This window comes from SAR86 cluster bacterium, from assembly GCA_023703615.1.
GTDB lineage: Bacteria > Pseudomonadota > Gammaproteobacteria > Magnimaribacterales > D2472 > MED-G85.
This window is the reverse complement of record CP097971.1, coordinates 922077-943491: the sequence shown is the minus strand read 5'-3', so window position 1 is coordinate 943491 and position 21415 is coordinate 922077. Positions and strand designations below refer to the sequence as shown.

Sequence of the window (21415 nt, the reverse complement as noted above, 5' to 3'; positions counted from 1 at the left end):
ATTAATAAACTTAAATATACATACATATATATAATGTAAGGCAATTTTCATGCCAATAAAATACTATACACGTGCTTTATTTCATTATTGTGAAATTATTGTGAATATTTAAATTGGTCGGGATGGCCGGATTTGAACCGACGACCACTACACCCCCAGTGTAGTGCGCTACCAGACTGCGCTACATCCCGATTTAATATATAATTTCTTTCAAAAATAAAATAATTTCAATTAAATAATATAACAACAATGCGTTTTAGTTTCACAAAATATATTCATATCATGGTTTGCGCCTTTTTCTTTGTGTCTTTAAATGCTGACAATGAGAAATATACTGTGAAAACTAGTTCTGGTATAACCAAGGCCGTTATAAAAAACAGAATATTGTATTGGAATGACATTCCATATGCTGCACCACCCATAAACGACCTAAGATGGCGGGCTCCAAGGCTAATAAATACACAAGATGCACTAATTAGCGATAAAGATAATAATTTTTGCATCCAAGAACCATCAAATCTTGGCGGAGTTGACGGTGACAATTTTTTTGTTGGCAAAGAGGATTGTTTATATCTAGATATCAAAGCACCAACAAATTATTCAAATAACAAACTTTTACCAGTTATGTTTTGGATTCATGGTGGAGGCAATGTTTCAGGCTTAAAAGATATTTATGATTTCTCTAAATTTGTAAGAAAACACAATGTTATTGTTGTATCTATAAATTATAGGTTAGGACCATTTGGGTGGTTTTCACATCCAGCAATTCAAAAAAATCAAGATGGACTAGATCAAACCTCAAATTTTGGAACTCTTGATATAATAAGTGCATTAAACTGGACTAAAAATAACATTGAAAAGTTTGGTGGTGATTCTAATAATATTACAATATTTGGGGAATCTGCAGGAGGTCATAATGTACTTTCGTTAATTGTCTCCTCTCAGGCTTCTGGTTTATTTAACAAAGCCATAGTACAGTCAGGCTACACTACTTCAATTAGTCCAGAAAATGCTTATAAACAAAGTAAAATTTCAAATACCTCCGATTATACTAGCTCAAAACTAGTAAATTACCTTCTTAAAAATTCGTCTCAAAAACTTGATGATGAAAATGTTAGAAATTTGCTTAAGAGTTCAAAAGCATCTGAAATTTTTAAATTTTATACCTCTAGTGACTCAAATCAAGATATTCCTTTATTGACTTCAGATGGCATAGTAATACCTGAAATTGGTTTAAAACATGCCCTTGGAAAAAAAGAGCACGTTAATAATGTACCAATGATTCTTGGTTCTAACAAAGATGAAGTCAAATTATGGCTTGGTACAGCAGACTATTTTGTTGATGTTGAATACTCATTAATAGGAGAAATCCTAAATATTCCGAAAGTTGTATTAGCTGATAAGAATGCATTTGAGGCATTCAATTATTATAGAAGTGCTGCTTGGCAAATTAGGGGCGTTTTAGAGCCTGCTATGTTATTAAACATTGCAGACAACAATAATTTATATTTATACAGGTTTGATTGGGATGACCATAGAAGCTTTTATGTGGCTAACTTTAAAGAATTGTTTGGTGCTGCTCATGCTACAGAAATTCCTCTAATTTCAGGAGATGATGGTTTAGTTGGCGATTATGGATTTTTAATTTATCCAAAAGGACCTTCGAAAAGATTTACATCAAAAAATATGATGAATTTTTGGAAAAATTTTGCCTACTTTGGTAAACCAGGAATATCATCAAATGGAGTTGAGTGGAACAAATATCAACCCATTGATAAAAATCAACACAATTTAATAGTAATTGATAACAAGCCTAATCTAAAAATGAATTATCTAAAAAATACTTTTAATAAACTTATTACGGAATTAAATGCGGATGATAGATTAAATGAAATAGAAAAGTGCGTAGTATTTTTTCAAGTCACTACTTTTGTAGGCGAAGATATTTACGATGACCATATCAAAAATTTTAGTGGCAATTGCAAACGATCCGATGCGATGGCTTTTATAAAAGAACATAGCAGTTATATAGATTTTTAATTATTTTTTTTTGCATCATTCTTTAATTTAAGAACCTTTATATCTTTTAAATTAATTAAATCAGCTATTCTTCTTATCAATCTTTCTTCATTGATCTCAAGAGTTTTATCAGCATATGCAACTTCCCAAAGAAACCTAATAAGCTCATTTTTTTCATCAGAAGAAAAATTGATATTAATATCATTAATAAATTCATTGAACGAAACATTGTCCTGATGATAGGTTTCCACTAAATTAAGAATATCTTCCTCACTTTGTTCAACTTCCAAGCTAATTGTTTTAATTTGATTTAAAATTAGCTCTAATTCGATTTCATCAATATCTCCATCAGAACGCGCTATTTCATAGGCAAGAATAGATCCAATTAATCTAATGTCATATTTTGATTCTTTAATTTCATTTTCAATTTTCTTCTTCTTAAAAAAATTAAGCATTTTTAAATTTTCCTTTTTTTTGTAAATAAATAAAATAATAAAGAGAATAATACAAAAATGTAAAAAGATATATATGAGCTATCTGAAAAGAGTGTTTGTAACAAAAAGCCAAAACCACAGAGAAATATTGAAGCGCTTATAAATATTAATAAAATACTTTTTGGTTTAAAACCCATATCTAATAATTTATGGTGCAGATGATCTCTTCCAGGACGAAAAGGCATAATACCATTCATTGATCTAGAAAACATGACTCCAAGACAATCAATAAGAGGCAGCGCAACTAACCATAATGCTGTTACTGGATTAATATAACTAGCATGTGTGATGTTTTGACTATATTCAATACATATAAATGCAATCATGAATCCAAGTAAGTTAGATCCACTATCTCCTAAAAATACACTTCTTTTTTTTCCTAGATAACCCAAGTTATATGCTAAAAATCCTAGAAGTGCTCCAATAGGAATTAAAAGTCCGTATGAAAACTTTCCTAAAAAAGTAAGAAATACCAAGGGAATTAATACAAAGGAGGCACAAATACCATTTAAACCGTCTATCATATTAAATGCATTCATTAATCCTACTACACAAAAGATTGTAAATGGTATTCCAATTGCTCCGAGTATGATTTCATTTGAGCTAAATAAATTTCCAAGAGAAACCAAGTATTCGCCACTAAAAAAAATCATTGCTGCTGCAATCGATCCTTGAAAAAAAAGTCTAGTTATTGCTTTTAGACCATAATAATCATCCAGAATCATAAAAATCAATACTAACAATCCAAATAAATATAAATAAAAAGCAAAATCATTGACATTTATCCTTAAATCATCGGTATTTTTGGTTATGTATTCGTTTAAAATTTCTTCATTATTTGGAGATATTTCTGAAACTTTATTATCTTGAACAATAAATATTTGATATTCACCATTAGATAAAATAACTTTGAATTTATTATCAGATATTGGCTCTATATCAATTTTTGAATTTCTTTCTTTATTTGATAATGTATCAATACCTACTGAAATCTTGTCAGAGTCTGTATCTGATATTAGTGATAATTTATAGTCTTCATTATTTACTTCAAAGTTTTTGTAAACTAAATTACTGTTACCAGAGATATTAGAAATAATACCTTGATCCTTAAATTTAAAATTATACTCCCCTTCAGTTAGACCAGTAAGAAGGATAGCTGCAGTTATCATGCCCAGAAAAATTCCGATCCCTCCTGTTAATGGTGTTGATCTAGAGTGAAATTTTCTACTCTTATCTGGTATATCAATTAAAATTTTTCTTTTTTTTGCAATATTTCTTAAAAGACCGTTAAATGTAATCGAAGCAAAAAAACTTAAAAAAAGAATTGATAATGTTAGACTAGTCTGCATATATACCATTATAGTCTAAGATTTTTATTATTTTAATTATGAAGAATAAAGTTTGGTTTTATTTATTTATTTTTACACTCAACATATTTAGTGATGATAATTTACAAAAATTGACTCTACCAGATGGTTTCAAGATATCAATTTATGCAAGCAACATTGAATCACCAAGACAGATAACACAATCTGAAAATGGTTATATTTTTGTCGGGTCCAAGAATGGCGACTCAATAATTGCACTTATTGATAAAGATAATGATGGTATTATCGAAAATAAATATATTGTTGCTAAAGATTTAGAAAATCCAACAGGCGTAACATATTGGAATAAGGATTTATATTTTTCTGAAATTGATAAAATTTGGAAAATTGAAAATATAGATAAATGGGTTGAATCATACGATGATCAGATTCCAAAAAAAGAATTATATTTTGATGGGCTTCCTTCAGACAGATGGCATGGCTTTAAATATATAGATTTTGGGCCTGATGGGAACATGTATATTCCCGTTGGTGTGCCATGTAATATATGCCTTGAGCCTCAAAAAAAAGATCCTAGGTATGCAGCAATACATAAACTATTAAATGGCAAATTAATACCTGTTGCAGAAGGCGTAAGAAATAGTGTTGGTTTTGATTGGCATCCTATTACAAAAAAAATGTATTTTTCAGACAATGGACGAGATTGGCTGGGAGATGATTCACCATCATGTGAATTAAACGTAATTAATGAGGAAGGAAGCTTTTATGGATATCCTTACAAGCATGCAAAAAATGTCATTGATCCTAAATTCGGAAATTTAATTCCAACTATTAATAGAGAATTTATAGATCCAATTGCTGAACTTGGGCCTCATGTTGCTCCATTGGGTATTTCTTTCTATGACGATAGTATGTTTCCAAAAAAATATCAAAATGGAGTATTTATTGCACTTCATGGTTCTTGGAATAGAACAAAGAAATCTGGATACAAAATTGTTTTTGTAAATTTAGATGATAATGGCAATTATCTTTATCAAGAAGATTTCATAAATGGATGGTTAGAAGATGAAAATGCATGGGGAAGGCCCGTTTCCCCATTTGTGATGAATGATGGCTCACTATTAATATCTGATGATAAATATAATGCGATATATAGGGTGCAATATAGCAAAGATTATTAATGGAAAAAAGCTTAATTATTAAAGAGTTAGAACTTGCAAAAAAAACTGCTGAACAAGCGGGCAAGTTTTTGCTTAAAAAAAAACTTACAATAAATTTGGAGACTTTTGTGTCTAGTAGAGATACTAAACTTTTAGCTGATACAGAATCAGAAAACTTAATTAAAACTCATTTATTAGAATCAAATTTTCCAATATTAGCTGAAGAGTCTGGTAAGTCATCGGAGGATCTTGGTTCTATTTATTGGGTTGTAGATCCACTCGATGGAACAGTAAACTATTCTAGAGATATACCAATATGCGCAGTTTCAATATCTTTAGTTAAAGATTCTAAACCTGTATTAGGAGTTATATATGATTTTGAGAACGATTTTATGTACGAGGGATCTATTTACACAAAAGCAAAAAAGAACAATAAAGAGATAAATGTTTCTAATGTTACCGAAAAAAATAGAGCAATATTACTTACCGGTCTTCCAAATAAGTCAGATTTTTCTGAGGCAGTTATTAGTAAATTCATAAATGATTTCCAAAATTGGAAAAAAGTACGAATGATTGGTTCTGCCGCAATTGCATCTACATATGTTGCATCGGGCAAAGTCGATTTGTATAAAGAATTCAATACTTTTTTATGGGATATTGCAGCAGGCGCAGCCATAGTTGAATCAGCAGGAGGGACTGCAATTATTGAAAATTATGATGACTCATCTTTTCAGGTAGATGTAGTTCTATCAAATTCAAAAATTTCTTAAACATCTACTATGAAAGTTGCTATTTTAAGTGATGGTATTCCTGGCCACGTCAATCAATCAATAGGAATAATAAATTTATTGAGTGAAGATATTTCTATTGAATTTGAAATAATTCCACTTCACCAAAAATATAGTTTTTTGAGAGCCTTAATAAAAGTTTATAAAAAATTCTTATCAAGAAATTTAAGTACTCGTAATGCAAAAATAATTAAAAGTTTGTATGAAGATATTAAAATTAAAAATGTTGATTTACTAATTGCAACCGGAGGGAACACAGCACATATATGTGCATCTCTAGGAAAAATTTATAGTGTTATGACAATACAAAATGGTAAAGCAAGTGGGATTCTATCCAGCAATTACAAACTTCACATAACTTTGGATAAACGAAAGGGACCTTCGAATATACGAACATTCTTCCCACCAAATACAACTAAATTAGTTAATAAAACTTCAAAAAATAATAAAGTTTTATTTTTAATTGGAGGAAATGGGTCTGGTTATACCTTCCAAAAGAATGATTTTAATGTGCTCATAAATAACATAAAAAAATTTTCGACTAAAAATAATATATCACCAATAATTGTTACTTCTCGAAGGACGCCGTTTTTTTTGGAAGATTTAATGCATGCAGAGCTAAAAGATATATGTGACTCAAGCTCAGTCTGGTATCATAAAGACAATTCAAATTTTAATCTTCAGAAACTTTTTAACGAATCAGATATGATTTTTGTAACTGAAGAGAGCTCGACAATGATTGCAGAAGCAATATGTAGTGGACTGCCTGTTGTTACAATTTATCCTGAAAAACATAAAAAAGAAAAAAGACATCAAGATCAAGTATATAAGTATATTAAGACAAATCTTATAACAAGAATCTCAATTAAATCTGAGCTAGAATTTAATGACTGTAATATAAGAAATAATATAAAAAAAATAAAAATGGAAAAGCAAGATTTAAAAAATAAAATTTTAAAAGGAATTAATAATGAATAGTTTAGTATGGCTAAGGACTGATTTAAGAATTGATGATAATCCTGCATTAAAAAATGCATGCAAAAATTCTAAATCTGTTGAAGCTATATATATATTTTCTGAAGATCAAATAAAAAAACACTATGAAGCTAATTGTAAAATAGATTTTTTAATACAATCACTTAAAGATCTTAACAAATCTTTAAAAAAGCTTAATATCCCTCTTACTATTATAAAATCTAAAAATATTATTGAAATACCTAGATTAATTTTGGATTATTCAAAACAAAATAATATTAATAAATTATTTTTAAATAATGAATTTGGAGAAGATGAAAAAAATAGAGATGATGCCGTAAAAGTTCTACTTAAAAAAAATGATATTATCTCAGAATCTTTTCACGATAAAGTTCTATTTGAACCAGGTTTTTTAAAGACAGGTCAGGGCAAACCTTTTTCAGTATTCACACCTTTTAAGAGAAGATGGATAGAAAATTTTAAAATGGAATTACTAGATATAGATTTTACTTATCCAATATTTGAAAAATCAAATCTTAAATCAAATGTAAATCAATTTGATTTTAAGTTCAAAAAATCTCACAAAGTTGATATGACTAATTGGAAAATAGGTGAACAAGAATCAAAAAAAATACTAAAAAAATTTTTATCTAAAAAAGTTTATGACTACTCTAAAGATAGAAATGATCCTATTTTGGACGGAACTAGTAGACTATCACCATATCTTTCACTTGGAATAATTTCACCAAAACGCTGTATCTTAGAGGCTATGAAATTAAATAATTTTGAATTTACTTCTGGCAACATTGGCATTACCAAATGGGTAGATGAAATTGTTTGGAGAGAATTCTACAAAAATATTATGTATTGTTTTCCAAAAGTTAGCAAAGGGATGCCATTCCAAGACTACACAAATTCTATAAATTGGTTATTTGATTCTAAACAATTTGAAGCATGGAAAAATGGAGCTACTGGATTTCCAATAATAGATGCAGCAATGCGTCAATTAATGCATGAAGGTTGGATGCACAACAGGCTAAGAATGGTTGTCGCAATGTTCTTTACTAAAAACATGCTTCATGATTGGAGACTTGGAGAGGAGTTTTTTATGAAAAATTTAATTGACGGCGATTTTGCTTCTAACAACGGTGGTTGGCAATGGAGCAGCTCTACTGGTACAGATGCAGCTCCTTATTTTCGAATTTTTAATCCAATCACTCAATCTAAAAATTTTGATAAAGATGGCTCATTTATTAAAAAATACGTCCCAGAGTTAAAAGATTTAGATAAATCTTCTATTCACGATCCATCTGATGAGCACCGAAAATATCTAAAATATCCCAACAAAATTCTTGATCTTAAAACTTCAAGAATTAGGGCTGTAGAAGCTTTTAATTTAGCAAAAAAAAGCCTTTGATTGTCTGTTTAAGATAGATATACTAAGTTTCTTATGGTTCTTGGAGTAGTGATATGACCAGTGTAAAAAGTGATTTAGAAATTGCTAGTTTAGCTAAAAAAAAGCCAATTACTGAAATAGCATCAAGTATTGGTATCGATGAAAATGGTCTCATTCTCTATGGGAATGATAAAGCAAAAATTACATATGATTTTCTTGATAAAACTACTAAAAATAAAGACGGAAAATTAATTCTTGTAACTGCAATTTCACCTACACCTGCTGGTGAGGGAAAAACGACAACAAGTGTTGGTTTAGTTGATGGCTTATGCAGTATAGGTAAAAAAGCCTTAATTTGTCTAAGAGAGCCAAGCTTGGGTCCATGTTTTGGTATGAAGGGAGGTGCAGCTGGAGGTGGCTATGCCCAAGTAGTGCCTATGACAGATATAAATCTTCATTTTACAGGAGACTTTCATGCGATTAGTGCTGCTCACAATTTATTATCAGCACTAGTTGATAATCATATTCATTGGGAAAATTCTTTAGAAATTGATCCCAGAAGAATTACATGGAGAAGAGTAGTAGACATGAATGATAGGTCACTTCGAGATATTACCTGTGGACTTGGAGGAGTTGGAAATGGTATACCTCGTCAAAGTGGATTTGATATCACAGTTGCATCTGAAATAATGGCAGTATTTTGTCTGGCAACAGACTTAAAAGATTTAGAAGAAAGAATTGGAAATATTGTTATTGGATACAAAAGAAATCAAGAGCCAATTAAAGTTAGGCAATTAAATGCACAAGGAGCATTGACTGCACTTTTAAGAGATGCATTTCAGCCTAATTTAGTTCAGACTCTTGAAAATAATCCTGCATTAATGCATGGAGGCCCTTTTGCTAATATTGCTCATGGATGCAATTCAGTTATTGCTACAAAGAGCGCATTAAAATTAGCAGATTATGTTGTCACTGAGGCTGGATTTGGTGCTGATTTAGGAGCAGAAAAATTTTTTGATATTAAATGTAGAAAAGCTGAACTTAAACCAGATGCAGTAGTGCTAGTAGCGACTACTAAAGCATTAAAAATGCATGGTGGTGTAAAAAAAGAAGACCTTAATTCTGAAAACATTGATGCTGTTATAAATGGATGTGAAAATCTAGGAAGACATATAGAAAATATTAAAAAATTTGGTGTACCTGTTGTTGTTGCAATCAATGATTTTATTACTGATACACAGAATGAGCACAATGCAATCGTAAAGTTTTGTGAAAATTTAAAAGTAAGTTGTAAAATTTCTTCACATTGGTCAGATGGAGGCAAAGGCGCTGAAAGTTTAGCACAAGAAGTCGTAGAAATAATTGAATCGAACACTTCAAATTTCAAACTGCTTTATGATGATGAAATGACTCTTTGGGAAAAAACAAAGTCAATTGCAAAAAATATTTATGGTGCTGAGAATATTATTGCAGATAAAAAAGTCAGAAATAAATTTGAAAAATTTGAAAAAGATGGTTTTGGTTCCTATCCAATTTGTATGGCAAAGACACAATATAGTTTTTCTACAGATCCACTTTTGATGGGAGCACCTTCTGGACACGAAGTTCCTATTAGAGAAATTAGACTTTGTTCTGGGGCTGAATTTATCGTAGTTATTTGCGGTGAAATAATGACTATGCCAGGGTTGCCTAGGAAACCTGCATCAGAGGCTATAAGCGTGGATGACAAAAAAAATATAAAGGGCTTATTTTAAAAAGCTAGTTAAAGAAGTTTTTTATTTAGGTATAATTTTTAAATTTACATAAGACACTGGAGCAAAAATGAGAGATGAATTAAATTTCTATATTAATGGTGAATGGGTTGAATCAGATTCTTCTGAAACAATTGAGGTGGTTAATCCTGCAAATGAAGAAATAATTGGACATGTCACTGCAGGTTCAAAACAAGATATTAATTCTGCAGTTAAGGCTGCTAATGAAGCATTTAAATCGTTTGGCCAAACAACAAAAAAAGAGAGGATCGAATACCTAGAAGCTATTATTAAAGAATATGAAAACAGATATCAAGATTTTGTTGAAACTATTACTCTTGAAATGGGTGCACCAACATGGCTATCTAATAGAGCTCAAGCATCAACTGGCATTAAAAATTTTAATGAAACACTTGATGCTTTAAAAATTTATGAATTTGAGAAGCCTGAAGGAGATTATTTATTAAGAAAAGAACCAATTGGCGTAATTGGCATGATAACTCCTTGGAATTGGCCAATGAATCAAATTACAACTAAAGTATCTGCTGCTATTGCGTCTGGATGTACTATGATATTAAAACCCAGCGAAATATCTCCATATTGCGCGATGTTATTAGCTGAAGTAATTGATAAAGCTGGACTACCAAAAGGCGTATTCAATTTAGTAAATGGATATGGCCCAATAGTTGGTGCAGCATTATCTGAGCATGTCAATGTCGATATGATGTCTATCACAGGCTCAACTAGAGCAGGTATTGCAGTTGCTCAAGCTTCTGCAGCCTCTGTTAAAAGAGTTTCGCAAGAATTGGGTGGTAAGTCAGCAAATATAATCCTCGACTCTGTAGCAGATCTAGAAAAATCAGTTAAAGGTGGAGTTGGCCATTGTTTTTTAAATTCTGGTCAATCTTGTAATGCACCCACAAGGCTTTTAGTTTCAGAAAAAAATTATGAAAAAGCTGTAGAAGTTGCAGTTGAGGTAGCAAATTCAACAACTGTTGGTGATCCAAATGGAGAATATAGAATTGGACCAATATCAAATAGAACCCAATATGAAAAAATAATAAGAATGATTGAAATAGGTATCGAAGAAGGTGCAAAACTTGTTGCTGGAGGCATTGATAAACCAGATGGTTATGAAAAAGGTTTTTATGTTAAACCTACGGTTTTTGCTGATGTAACTAATGATATGACTATTGCTCAAGAAGAAATATTTGGACCTGTGTTATGTATCATAAAATATAATACAGAGGATGAAGCAATTAATATTGCTAATGACTCAGAATATGGTTTGGCTGGTTATGTCCAAGGCGAACTATCTCATGCTCAAGAGGTTGGAAGAAAAATTAGAGCAGGGCAAATTACTATTAATGGGGGAGCAAGAGGTACAGGAGCTCCTTTTGGCGGTTATAAAACGTCTGGAAATGGAAGAGAGCATGGTGTCCATGGAATGGAAGACTTTTTAGAAACAAAGGCCTTAATTTTTCCTCAAGCTAGTTAATCTAATAGATCTGGCTGGGCTTTAACAATTTTGTCAAAAGCTGGTTGATAACTTGCCCAAGCTGCAATGTCATTTGCAATAAACTCTCTTGTTTTAACAGCTGTTTCATGATCAATAATTACTGGATCTCCTGCTGCTTCTGCCATCAACTGAGCCTGACAGGATCTTTCCATAGACATGTAAAACCACAAGGCGATGTCGACTGATGGGCCTGTTGTTAAAATTCCATGGTTTTGCATGATAATAACTTTTTTATCACCCAAAGCTTTAGCTATTTCATCACCTTCATCAACTTCTTCAACGACTCCAGAAAAATCTTTATAAATGCTTTGATTTTCATAAAATGCACAAGCATCTTGAGATATTGGATCAAGTAGTTTTCCTAATGTTGAAAATGTCCTTCCATATATAGAATGAGAATGAGCAGCTGAGTTTATATCAGGTCTGGCTTGATGAAGCCTTGAGTGAATTGCAAAAGCAGCTACATTAATGTCCTTATCACCTTGAATAATATTACCATCATGATTTACTAAAATAAGATCAGATACTGAAATTTGGGAGAAATGAACACCTAGAGGATTTACCCAAAAATGGTCTGCAAATTCTGGATCTCTATAAGTAATGTGGCCAGCAAGTCCCTCATTAAAACCAAAATAATCAAACAATCTAAAGCCTGCAGCAAGTTTCTCAAGTTGGTTTCTTCTAAGTTCAGCCGTACTTGAAAATTCTTGCATTTTAATACCTTTTTCTTTTACCGGAAGCCTTCCATCTAAAATATCTATCTTAATTGGTGAAACATTTGACATAGTTTTTTATCTCCATCACTCATTAGTGTTAAAATAGCTTATCAAAAAAAGGCAAAATATGAAATTTAGAATTGAAAAAGATAGTTTAGGTGAAGTTAAAGTGCCATCTAAAGCTCTTTGGGGTGCGCAAACTCAGAGGGCTATCAATAATTTTCCTATCAGTGGTATTAAAATGGACTTCCCATTTACAAAGTCTTTTGTGAGTTCCCTTGGAATAATCAAAGATGCAGCTGCAAAAGCTAATTTAAAATTAAAATTGATTTCTTCAAAGAAATCAAAATCAATTTCTAAAGCTGCTAAAGAGATATGGCAAGAAAAACATCATCATGAGTTTCCAATTGATGTTTTTCAAACAGGGTCAGGAACAAGCTCAAATATGAATGCCAATGAAGTTATTGCTAATCTCGCTTCAAAATATTCAAAAACTTCAATTTCACCGAATGATGATGTAAATATGAGTCAAAGTAGCAATGATGTTATCCCAACTGCAATAAAAATAAGTGCGCATATGGATTTAACAAGTAAGCTTTTGCCTGCTTTAGAAAATCTTATTAAAGATATTGATTCTAAGGCTGTATCTGTTGAAGGAGTAATTAAAACTGGCAGAACTCATCTTATGGATGCAATGCCTATAGATTTTGCTGAAGAAATTGGAGCTTGGTCAAGTCAATTAAAATCATCAAAAGAAATGTTACATATCCTAGAAAATAAATTACTTCAACTTCCCCAAGGAGGAACTGCAGTTGGATCAGGGATTAATGCACACAAACAATTTGCTAAAAATTTCTCAATAGAAGTATCAAAATTGCTAAAGCATAAATTTGTTCCAAGTAAGAATTTTTATCATGAATTAAGTGCACAAGATACTTCTGTCCAGCTTTCGGGAGAGCTTAAAAATCTTGCTATTGTCCTGATGAAAATTTCTAATGATTTGAGATGGATGAATAGTGGACCTTTGGCTGGATTGTCTGAAATTGAATTAAAAGCGCTTCAGCCAGGCAGCAGTATAATGCCAGGTAAAGTGAATCCAGTTATACCTGAGGCAGTAGCAATGGTTTCTGCCGATGTAATAGGAAACGACGCATCAATTTCAGTAGCAGCCCAGTCTGGAAATTTTCAACTCAACGTAATGTTACCTGTAATCGCATACAATTTGCTAAAAAGCATAAGCCTTTTAGCTGGTTCAATGTCAGTTTTGTCAAAGAAAGCAATCAAATCTTTCAAGGTTAATCATAATAATTTGAATGAATCTTTACAAAAAAACCCTATTTTAGTTACCGCACTCAACCCAATAATTGGATATGAAAAAGCAGCATTTATTGCAAAAAAGGCATATAAAGAAAAGAGGCCAATCATTGATGTGGCTGAAGAAGAAACGAACATATCTAAAGCTAAACTTGCTAAACTTCTTAATCCATCCAAACTTTCTAAAGGCGGCATTTAAATGAATGAATTAATTAATAAAAAATGTGAAGCTTGCAGAATAGATGCACCAAAAGTGTCGAATGAAGAAATTCCTATTCTTATGTCTCAAATACCTTTGTGGGACGTAATTGAAGAAAACAATATAAAAAAACTAACATGCCTATTTAAATTTTCCGATTACGAACAATCTTTAGTTTTCACAAATAAAGTAGCGACTCTTGCTGATGAAGAAGATCATCATCCAAAAATTACCCTTGAGTGGGGAAAAGTTAGAGTTATTTGGTGGTCTCACAAAATTCAAGGCTTACATCAGAATGATTTTATATGCGCTGCCAAAACAGATAGATTATACAAAAATTAATTAATCTAAATTATGAATCAAAACGAAAAGCCTTATCAATCATTAGCATGGATTGCCACAGCAATTTTAATTATCGCTGCAGGCCTTGCTAGCTTTGTTCCTGAGTTAGAGTACCATCATTGGGCTTTTATTTCTGCAAACTCATTATGGGTTCTTGTTGGAATTTTATGGAAGGAACAATCTTTGATTGTTCTAAATGCCGGACTCACAGCCATTTATATTTTAGGACTAGTTTTTTAAATAGATATTTTTTTTTCTTTTAAGTATTGGTATAATCCAACATGGACAAAGTAAAATCTAAAGCACTGACATTTGATGATGTTCTTCTCCTGCCTAGGTACAGTGATTTCTTACCTAGCGAAGCTGTAACAGAAACTTATCTCACTAAAAACATAGCCTTAAAAACTCCATTAATATCTGCAGCCATGGATACTGTAACTGAATCCAGGATGGGTATATCTCTTGCTGAAGCAGGTGGCATTGGTATTGTTCATAAAAATAATTCAATTGAAGAGCAATCAAATATAGTAAGGGCCGTAAAAAAATATGAAAGTGGAATCGTTAGAGATCCAGTTACTATTCATTCAACAAAATCAATCTCTGAGCTTAAGCAATTAACTAATGAGTTAAATATATCTGGTATGCCAGTCTTAGATAATGGTGAACTGATGGGTATTGTTACAAGTAGAGATTTTCGCTATGCAGATAACATGGAATCCTCTGTTGCATCAATCATGACCCCATTAAATAGATTAGTAACTGTTCAAGAGGGAACTTCTCAAGATGAAGTTAAAAGATTAATGTATGAAAATAGAATTGAAAAAGTTTTAGTTTTAGATTCTCAAAAATTATTAACTGGTTTGGTTACGATGAAAGATATTGAAAAATCAGCCCAACATCCAGACGCAACCAAAGATTCATCAGGCAGGTTAATGGTCGGTGCTGCATTAGGTACAGGTAGTGATACTATGGAAAGAGCAGAAGCTTTATTTAAATCAGGTGTTGACGTATTTGTCATCGATAGTGCTCATGGACATTCAAAAAATGTAATAAAAACAGTTCAATTAATTAAAAAAGAATTCAAAGACATTGATATCATTGGTGGAAACATTGCTACTGCTGATGCAGCTATTGAGCTAGCAAAGGCAGGCGTAGATGCGGTGAAAGTAGGTATGGGACCTGGATCAATATGCACAACTAGAATTGTTGCAGGCATAGGTGTTCCACAAATCTCAGCGATACTAGATATTAAAGATGCTTTAAAAGATAAAAATGTAAATATTATTGCTGATGGTGGTATTAGATTCTCTGGTGATATTGCAAAAGCTATTTCTGCTGGTGCTGACTCTGTTATGCTTGGAGGTTTATTTGCTGGTACTGAGGAAGCTCCTGGCGAAGTTGAATTATTCCAAGGTCGAAGCTTTAAAACATACAGAGGCATGGGATCCATTGGTGCTATGACTGAAAGAGAAGATGCAAACAGATATCTACAGGAAGATGTTGATGCTGATAAACTTGTTCCAGAAGGCATTGAAGGTAGAGTTCCATATAAAGGATTAGTTATTAATGTAATCAATCAACTTATAGGCGGCTTAAGACAAAGCATGGGATACGTTGGATGTAAAACAATCAATGAAATGCAAAAAAATAGTCAATTTATTGAAATTACAAATGCTGGTATGACTGAAAGTCATGTTCATGATGTGATGATTACAAAAGAGGCTCCTAACTACCAAAGAAGCTAAGAAATGAGCAAACTATCTGTTAGCAATAAAAAGATTGACACAATTTTAGTTTTAGATTTTGGTTCACAATACACTCAATTAATTGCAAGAAGAGTTAGAGAGAGCCTTGTTTATTCTGAAATATTACCATGGGACATATCTGAAGAAAAAATTATAAAACTTAATCCCAAAGCAGTAATACTTTCGGGTGGACCTAATTCTGTTACTGAGAGTTTTACACCAAGAATACCAAAATGCCTCTTTGATATTAATGTTCCGATTTTAGGAATTTGCTACGGCATGCAAACACTTGCTGAACAAATGGGTGGTAGCGTCATATCATCAAATCAAAAAGAATTTGGACATTCAGAACTAAAGATTGTGAATGACTCAACTTTATTTAAAAATTTACCTAAAAAATTAAACGTTTGGATGAGTCATGGAGATCAAGTTCAAGATTTACCAGATGAATTTGATCTTATCGCATCAACTCAAACAGCTCCAGTAGCAGCAATGCAGCACAAAACCTTACCAATTTATGCTCTTCAGTTTCATCCAGAAGTTACTCACACTAAAAGTGGAAATGAAATATTGGATAACTTCATTTTTGATATCGCAAAAGCAAAATCAGAGTGGAAGATGGATGATTTAATTTCATCAAGAATAAATGAAATCAAAGATCAAGTTGGCGACAAAAAAGTTCTTTTAGGGCTATCTGGCGGAGTTGATTCTTCAGTTACAGCTGCTTTGCTTAACAAGGCAATTGGTAAAAAACTTACGTGTGTATTTGTTGATAATGGATTATTAAGAAAAGATGAAGCTATTTCAGTAATGGAAACATTTAAAGAACACATGAATCTCAATGTTATAAAATCAGATTCTCAAGAAATTTTTTTTAGACATTTAAAAAATATCGAAGATCCAGAACAAAAAAGAAAGATAATTGGTCGAACCTTTATTGATGTATTTGATTCAGAAGCAACAAAGTTAAAAGATATTTCATTTTTAGCACAAGGGACAATTTATCCTGATGTAATAGAGTCCTCAGGATCAGAATCAAAAGAAGCTAGAGTCATAAAATCCCATCATAATGTGGGTGGTTTGCCTGAAGAGATGAAATTAAATTTAGTTGAACCCTTAAGAGATCTATTTAAAGATGAAGTAAGAAAAATGGGGGCCGCAATGGGTATATCTTCATCAATGATAAATAGACATCCTTTTCCTGGTCCAGGCTTGGGTGTAAGAATTTTAGGAGAGGTAACAAAAGAAAAAGTGAAAGTATTGCAAGAAGCAGATAATATTTTTATAGAGGAGCTCATTAAAGCAGATCATTACAATAAAGTCAGTCAAGCTTTCGCAGTTCTTTTACCAATAAAATCAGTTGGAGTTGTTGGAGATGAAAGAAGATATGCAGAAGTTATAGGATTAAGAGCAGTTGAGACAGTCGACTTTATGACAGCTAGATGGGCACATTTACCCTATGAATTTTTAGAACATGTTTCTAATAGAATAGTTAATGAAATAGAAGATGTAAGCAGGGTAGTTTACGATATTTCCAGTAAACCGCCTGCAACTATTGAGTGGGAATGAAATAATTACCTTATATCAGTAGTTTACGTATGAGACAATTTGTCACTTCAATGTAGGAATGCAGGTTTCCAAATCTTACAAATACAAATCTGACACACTTTAAGAACTATTGAAAGTCATAAGTTCATGGCATACTTATTCAATGGAATTCTTAAAAGATTTTATCAAGCAAACAGAGACAGATAGTCTTAAAACGAAAGATTACCCTAAAGAATTTTTAGATCTTAAAATGAAGGTATCTTTCGGACAAGGTAATTTATCAAAAGTGCCATGGGTTGCATTGAGAGCACCGGATATGCCGGTGAGTAATGGATATAACCCAGTTTATTTATTTTATAAAGAACAGAATATATTGATTCTTGCATATGGCATAAGTGAGACTCATATTCCAGAAACAAGTTGGACTAGAGAGATACATGATTCCAAGACAAAGATTTCAAATTTTATTGAAAATCCTTTCAGATATGGAGATTCATTTGTATACAAACATTACGAACCTGAAATTAAAAATGGTGATGTAATTTTTTGTAGAGACGGTAAAGAGATATCAGATGAAGAACTTCTCCAAGAATTAAAAGAAATAGTTAATTTTTTTAAAGAGTGTCTTAATATAGAACTTAAAGATGAAAAGTCATCAATGAGTTCTGGTTTGTTCTATATGGAGCAACAACTAGAAGACTTCATTATTGAAAATTGGAATGAAACAGAGTTTGGAAAAAAATATGATCTTATATATGAAGAGGGTGATTTAAAAAGTCAGCAGTATATGACTGACATTGGAAGAATAGATATTCTTGCAAAAGATAAAAAAGACGGACACCACGTTGTGATAGAACTAAAAAGAAATCAAACGAGTGATGACACAGTTGGACAAATTTTAAGATACATGGGATGGATTGAAGAGAAAAAACAAGATGAGAATGTTAAAGGTATTATTGTTGCTGGAAAATTTGATGAAAAACTTTACTACGCACAAAAAAGAGCAAAGGATGTTGAGATTTTTACATATGAGGTTAACTTCAGTCTAAACGAATATAAAAGATAATTATTTTTTAATTAATTACATCCAAAAATCAGTTTGATATTCAATTTTGTATTCATCACATAATTCTCTTAATTCTTTAACTGTGAATCTCCCTTCAAAAGTAAAACCTTTCCAAAAAGAACAAAGAATAAACTTTGCGACATGCTTTTGCGGAATCATCATAAAGTATTCATACTCATCAGTTCCCCAAAACTCTTTTACACCATCTCCAAGATCGTGTTCACAAAAATGTAGGTTACCTTGATCATCCCAATCAACGTGAACGTTATGATTGATTTTTCCTTTCGGATTGTTAATTTCACATTTAAATACTTGCATATTTTTCTCCATAAAAAACACACCCAAAATTAGGTATGTTGATGTGAGTAATGGAATCTGAAATAAGGAATATATTTCTTTCTTTACACTTATTTATATTGGGATTTTTTGCATATTTTCAATGTGTATAATAATCATAATGAAATATCTTTTTGCAGTTATATTTTTTGCTTTTTCAAGTGCTCTATTTTCACATGGAGGCGGTTTAGACAGATACGGTTGTCATAAAGAGACTAAAACTGGTGGATATCATTGTCATAGAAGTTCTGGTTGGGGAGGTTCTTTGTCAGGTAGTGGTTCCTCATCAGTTATAGGGAGTTCTGATCTTGATAAAAAAGTTTTATCCTTTAATGATACCGAGTTATTTAATGGTGATTTTATAGTTAAAAATTTAGGATGCTATCAGTTGTCAGGATGGAAAATGGATGTTGTTAATCGAACTAAAAATACTGCGACATTAAAATATGAAATAACTTTTTTAGATTCCGATAAAGATCCATTAATGTCATGGTCTGAAGATATATTAATACAATCAAGAGGAAGAGCAGTTGCCAAATATAGTGGTTCGGTATCAAATATGTCTAGTGGAATTGGTTACCACAACTTCGTAACAAACAACCATTGTGTAAAAAATACAACTATATCTTGGTCATGGTCAAAAAAATAAGTTAATGAATAAACAGATTAAAAGATGAACGAAAAAATTCAGAGGTTACACAATATACTATTTGTAATTTTGACAATATCTATAATTCCAAATGATGGTTATTTTCCCAGTCCTCTTCTTATTGTTATGGAAAATTTCGACATGCCTGCATGGAGAGCACTTTGCGCTCTTTACGGTTTCCTAATTTTTTCAAAGTATTCCTTTCAATATATACTTACAGGTAAATGAGTTATTTAGAGAATGACCACGAATTATATAAAGTCGTAAAACGAAAATTACCTAATCAAAAGAAAACTCTTGAAGGTTTTAAAAAAAGACAAAAAGTAGTCATTGATTTATTAGATGAAAATCGGGAACATTATGAAAACGGTAGAATGTATGAAATCGATTTTGCAAGAATTAAGAAATTGACTAAAGAACTCATAGACGGTTATGAAAAAGATATTTTACATTTTGAAGGACACATAGCAGACATCGAAGAATTTATAGAAGTTTACGATAGGGCATACAAATGAATAATTCGTATGACACAAATGTGACACACTATTCTGAAACACTATCTATACAAGGGTTTCAGAGGCATTCTACTATTGAGTGGGAATAATATGAAAATTTGTATAGTTTTTGGCCATTTTAATACTAAAGATTCTTTTAATGCATCTGTTAGAGATACCTTTATTGAAGAATCAAAAAAAATTGGACATGAAATAGATTTGATAAATTTGTTTGATGAAGAAGAGCAATTACCATTTTACAGAAGTGATATAAATCCTCCTCCTCAATTAGTAATGGATTACAGAAGCAGACTAGAAGATTCAGATGCAATGTTTTTAATGAGTGCTTGTCATAATTTAAGAATGAATGTGATTCTAGAAAATTGGATTGACTGGGTTCTTCATCCCACATGGTTCTTTTCATACAAATCATTATTACCTGATAGTAAATTTTTTGGTAACTATGGATATCCTGTTGCAGGAGCAATGAAGAATAAGATTGGTATTGTTTCTATGACCTATGGTGGACCAATGGTGAGTTATTTTAATTTTTCTCTATTTGATAATATTCCTTACAGAAGATTGAAAAAATCAATATTTCAATCCGGTGGACTCAAGACGAAGTATTTAAGATTCTATTCAGTACTACCAAACATGAAAAAAAGTGACTTTGAAAAACATATGCGAAAAGTGAGAAAATTTGCAAGAAGTTTAAAATAGAGACCTTAATGGAATATATTCATAAAATATTTAATTTACCAGATGGAATTTTAAGAAAAATAGTTTTATTTGGTTTAGCTATATTTTTTATATTTTTTGGCATAGATCATTTCATAAATCCAGATTTTTATTTATCAATAATGCCACCTGCATTTCCTTTGCATAAAGAAGCTGTATACATAAGTGGATTTTTTGAGATATTGGGAGGATTAGGTGTTTTAATATTTCGATTTCGAAAAATAGCGGGGTGGGGATTAATTGTATTGTTAGTTACGGTATATCCAGCAAATATCTATATGGCGTTAACTCCAGAGGCATTTCCAAACATTTCAATTGAACTATTATATTTTCGATTAGCTCTTCAATTTTTATTTTTTTATTGGGCATATGTTGTCACACTTCCAGCGTATAATAGGTAGTTCGCATTAAGGGGGTATCTAATATGATTCAAGATGAATCAAATGATAATATTAAAGAAATTCTTAAAAAAATTGACACGATTGCCATCGTTGGAGCAAGCAACAAGCCAGAAAGAGATAGCTTTAAAGTTATGCAGTTTCTCATAGAAAAAGGCTATAAAATTTTCCCAATTAATCCAAACCTTCAAAATAAAACAATTTTAAATCAAAAATGTTTACCGTCATTAAATATGGTTGATAAAAAAATTGATATGGTAGACATATTTAGGCAAAAAGATGCAGTAATGGAAATTACTAAAGAAGCTATTGCTATTGGCGCAAAAGTTTTATGGACTCAGTTAAATATAGTTGATCATGAAGCTGCAGAGATTGCAGAAAAAGCAGGATTAAAAGTTATAATGAACAGATGCCCCAAAATAGAACTTTCCAAATAATGT

22 protein-coding genes and 1 tRNA gene are annotated in these 21415 nt (G+C 31.5%); 18 read left to right on the top strand and 5 right to left on the bottom strand.

The window, feature by feature from the left end:
• Positions 1-114: 114 nt before the first annotated feature.
• Positions 115-191 (bottom strand) — tRNA-Pro (locus M9C80_04895).
• A 145-nt stretch (positions 192-336) separates the two neighbouring features.
• Here M9C80_04895 and M9C80_04890 point away from each other — a divergent pair.
• A complete protein-coding gene (locus M9C80_04890; GenBank protein URQ69276.1) occupies positions 337-2040 on the top strand; it encodes a carboxylesterase family protein in 1704 nt (567 codons plus the stop codon).
• Here the strand turns inward: M9C80_04890 and M9C80_04885 are convergent.
• On the bottom strand, positions 2037-2474 hold the full coding sequence (locus M9C80_04885; GenBank protein URQ69275.1) for a TerB family tellurite resistance protein: 438 nt from the start codon (positions 2472-2474) through the stop codon (positions 2037-2039). The genes M9C80_04890 and M9C80_04885 overlap by 4 nt on opposite strands.
• 2 nt (positions 2475-2476) lie before the next feature.
• Positions 2477-3862, bottom strand: a complete 1386-nt coding sequence (locus tag M9C80_04880) for an undecaprenyl/decaprenyl-phosphate alpha-N-acetylglucosaminyl 1-phosphate transferase (GenBank protein URQ69274.1) — start codon at positions 3860-3862, stop codon at positions 2477-2479.
• Between the two features lie 38 nt (positions 3863-3900).
• Between M9C80_04880 and M9C80_04875 the strand changes: the two genes are divergently transcribed.
• The 6 genes from M9C80_04875 (at position 3901) to M9C80_04850 (ending at position 11409) form a co-directional block, all read left to right on the top strand.
• Positions 3901-5022 carry a PQQ-dependent sugar dehydrogenase gene (locus M9C80_04875; GenBank protein ID URQ69273.1) on the top strand — a complete coding sequence of 374 codons (1122 nt, stop codon included), beginning with the start codon at positions 3901-3903 and terminating at the stop codon, positions 5020-5022.
• The gene (locus M9C80_04870) at positions 5022-5771 is read left to right on the top strand and encodes an inositol monophosphatase (protein URQ69272.1); all 750 of its coding nucleotides are present in this window, start codon (positions 5022-5024) and stop codon (positions 5769-5771) included. The genes M9C80_04875 and M9C80_04870 overlap by 1 nt, the downstream gene beginning before the upstream one ends.
• Positions 5772-5780: 9 nt before the next feature.
• The gene (locus M9C80_04865) at positions 5781-6767 is read left to right on the top strand and encodes a mitochondrial fission ELM1 family protein (GenBank protein URQ69271.1); all 987 of its coding nucleotides are present in this window, start codon (positions 5781-5783) and stop codon (positions 6765-6767) included.
• On the top strand, positions 6760-8181 hold the full coding sequence (locus M9C80_04860) for a DNA photolyase family protein (GenBank protein URQ69270.1): 1422 nt from the start codon (positions 6760-6762) through the stop codon (positions 8179-8181). Before M9C80_04865 ends, M9C80_04860 begins: the two co-directional genes overlap by 8 nt.
• Positions 8182-8234: 53 nt before the next feature.
• Positions 8235-9914: a formate--tetrahydrofolate ligase gene (locus M9C80_04855; protein URQ69269.1), complete on the top strand. Its 1680-nt coding sequence runs from the start codon at positions 8235-8237 to the stop codon at positions 9912-9914.
• Positions 9915-9981: 67 nt separating this feature from the next.
• On the top strand, positions 9982-11409 hold the full coding sequence (locus tag M9C80_04850; GenBank protein ID URQ69268.1) for an aldehyde dehydrogenase family protein: 1428 nt from the start codon (positions 9982-9984) through the stop codon (positions 11407-11409).
• On the opposite strand, the gene M9C80_04845 is transcribed toward M9C80_04850, so the two are convergent.
• Entirely contained in the window at positions 11406-12215 is an 810-nt protein-coding gene (locus M9C80_04845; protein URQ69267.1) for a class II aldolase/adducin family protein, read from the bottom strand. The two genes, M9C80_04850 and M9C80_04845, sit on opposite strands and share 4 nt — an antisense overlap.
• Before the next feature lie 58 nt (positions 12216-12273).
• Here M9C80_04845 and M9C80_04840 point away from each other — a divergent pair, with 58 nt between their 5' ends.
• The 6 genes from M9C80_04840 (at position 12274) to M9C80_04815 (ending at position 18360) form a co-directional block, all read left to right on the top strand.
• Positions 12274-13659, top strand: a complete 1386-nt coding sequence (locus M9C80_04840) for a class II fumarate hydratase (protein URQ69266.1) — start codon at positions 12274-12276, stop codon at positions 13657-13659.
• The gene (locus M9C80_04835; GenBank protein URQ69265.1) at positions 13660-14001 is read left to right on the top strand and encodes a 4a-hydroxytetrahydrobiopterin dehydratase; all 342 of its coding nucleotides are present in this window, start codon (positions 13660-13662) and stop codon (positions 13999-14001) included. It abuts the gene before it with no gap.
• A gap of 12 nt (positions 14002-14013) precedes the next feature.
• Positions 14014-14241, top strand: coding sequence for a hypothetical protein (locus M9C80_04830; protein ID URQ69264.1), 228 nt, complete (start codon positions 14014-14016; stop codon positions 14239-14241).
• Between the two features lie 41 nt (positions 14242-14282).
• Complete coding sequence (guaB, locus tag M9C80_04825) at positions 14283-15746, top strand: IMP dehydrogenase (protein URQ69263.1); 1464 nt, start codon at positions 14283-14285, stop codon at positions 15744-15746.
• 3 nt (positions 15747-15749) lie between these two features.
• Complete coding sequence (guaA, locus tag M9C80_04820) at positions 15750-17315, top strand: glutamine-hydrolyzing GMP synthase (GenBank protein ID URQ69262.1); 1566 nt, start codon at positions 15750-15752, stop codon at positions 17313-17315.
• Positions 17316-17457: 142 nt separating this feature from the next.
• Complete coding sequence (locus M9C80_04815; GenBank protein URQ69261.1) at positions 17458-18360, top strand: endonuclease NucS; 903 nt, start codon at positions 17458-17460, stop codon at positions 18358-18360.
• A gap of 15 nt (positions 18361-18375) precedes the next feature.
• Here the strand turns inward: M9C80_04815 and M9C80_04810 are convergent, their stop codons facing one another.
• The gene (locus M9C80_04810) at positions 18376-18678 is read right to left on the bottom strand and encodes a hypothetical protein (protein ID URQ69260.1); all 303 of its coding nucleotides are present in this window, start codon (positions 18676-18678) and stop codon (positions 18376-18378) included.
• A gap of 139 nt (positions 18679-18817) precedes the next feature.
• On the opposite strand from M9C80_04810, the gene M9C80_04805 reads away from it, so the two are divergent.
• From M9C80_04805 to M9C80_04785, 5 genes are all read left to right on the top strand, one after another.
• Positions 18818-19345 (top strand): YHYH domain-containing protein, encoded by a 528-nt coding sequence (locus tag M9C80_04805; protein URQ69259.1) that lies wholly within the window; start codon positions 18818-18820, stop codon positions 19343-19345.
• Positions 19346-19569: 224 nt separating this feature from the next.
• Positions 19570-19860 carry a hypothetical protein gene (locus M9C80_04800; GenBank protein ID URQ69258.1) on the top strand — a complete coding sequence of 97 codons (291 nt, stop codon included), beginning with the start codon at positions 19570-19572 and terminating at the stop codon, positions 19858-19860.
• A gap of 90 nt (positions 19861-19950) precedes the next feature.
• Complete coding sequence (locus tag M9C80_04795; GenBank protein URQ69257.1) at positions 19951-20559, top strand: NAD(P)H-dependent oxidoreductase; 609 nt, start codon at positions 19951-19953, stop codon at positions 20557-20559.
• A gap of 8 nt (positions 20560-20567) precedes the next feature.
• On the top strand, positions 20568-20978 hold the full coding sequence (locus M9C80_04790; protein URQ69256.1) for a DoxX family protein: 411 nt from the start codon (positions 20568-20570) through the stop codon (positions 20976-20978).
• A gap of 23 nt (positions 20979-21001) precedes the next feature.
• Positions 21002-21412: a CoA-binding protein gene (locus M9C80_04785; protein URQ69255.1), complete on the top strand. Its 411-nt coding sequence runs from the start codon at positions 21002-21004 to the stop codon at positions 21410-21412.
• Positions 21413-21415: the final 3 nt, after the last annotated feature.

Coding starts and splice junctions, on each gene's coding strand:
- M9C80_04885 (URQ69275.1), bottom strand. CDS start 2,474: ATGCTTAATTTTTTTAAGAAGAAGAAAATTGAAAATGAAATTAAAGAA.
- M9C80_04880 (URQ69274.1), bottom strand. CDS start 3,862: ATGCAGACTAGTCTAACATTATCAATTCTTTTTTTAAGTTTTTTTGCT.
- M9C80_04875 (URQ69273.1), top strand. CDS start 3,901: ATGAAGAATAAAGTTTGGTTTTATTTATTTATTTTTACACTCAACATA.
- M9C80_04870 (URQ69272.1), top strand. CDS start 5,022: ATGGAAAAAAGCTTAATTATTAAAGAGTTAGAACTTGCAAAAAAAACT.
- M9C80_04865 (URQ69271.1), top strand. CDS start 5,781: ATGAAAGTTGCTATTTTAAGTGATGGTATTCCTGGCCACGTCAATCAA.
- M9C80_04860 (URQ69270.1), top strand. CDS start 6,760: ATGAATAGTTTAGTATGGCTAAGGACTGATTTAAGAATTGATGATAAT.
- M9C80_04855 (URQ69269.1), top strand. CDS start 8,235: ATGACCAGTGTAAAAAGTGATTTAGAAATTGCTAGTTTAGCTAAAAAA.
- M9C80_04850 (URQ69268.1), top strand. CDS start 9,982: ATGAGAGATGAATTAAATTTCTATATTAATGGTGAATGGGTTGAATCA.
- M9C80_04845 (URQ69267.1), bottom strand. CDS start 12,215: ATGTCAAATGTTTCACCAATTAAGATAGATATTTTAGATGGAAGGCTT.
- M9C80_04840 (URQ69266.1), top strand. CDS start 12,274: ATGAAATTTAGAATTGAAAAAGATAGTTTAGGTGAAGTTAAAGTGCCA.
- M9C80_04835 (URQ69265.1), top strand. CDS start 13,660: ATGAATGAATTAATTAATAAAAAATGTGAAGCTTGCAGAATAGATGCA.
- M9C80_04830 (URQ69264.1), top strand. CDS start 14,014: ATGAATCAAAACGAAAAGCCTTATCAATCATTAGCATGGATTGCCACA.
- guaB (URQ69263.1), top strand. CDS start 14,283: ATGGACAAAGTAAAATCTAAAGCACTGACATTTGATGATGTTCTTCTC.
- guaA (URQ69262.1), top strand. CDS start 15,750: ATGAGCAAACTATCTGTTAGCAATAAAAAGATTGACACAATTTTAGTT.
- M9C80_04815 (URQ69261.1), top strand. CDS start 17,458: ATGGAATTCTTAAAAGATTTTATCAAGCAAACAGAGACAGATAGTCTT.
- M9C80_04810 (URQ69260.1), bottom strand. CDS start 18,678: ATGCAAGTATTTAAATGTGAAATTAACAATCCGAAAGGAAAAATCAAT.
- M9C80_04805 (URQ69259.1), top strand. CDS start 18,818: ATGAAATATCTTTTTGCAGTTATATTTTTTGCTTTTTCAAGTGCTCTA.
- M9C80_04800 (URQ69258.1), top strand. CDS start 19,570: ATGAGTTATTTAGAGAATGACCACGAATTATATAAAGTCGTAAAACGA.
- M9C80_04795 (URQ69257.1), top strand. CDS start 19,951: ATGAAAATTTGTATAGTTTTTGGCCATTTTAATACTAAAGATTCTTTT.
- M9C80_04790 (URQ69256.1), top strand. CDS start 20,568: ATGGAATATATTCATAAAATATTTAATTTACCAGATGGAATTTTAAGA.
- M9C80_04785 (URQ69255.1), top strand. CDS start 21,002: ATGATTCAAGATGAATCAAATGATAATATTAAAGAAATTCTTAAAAAA.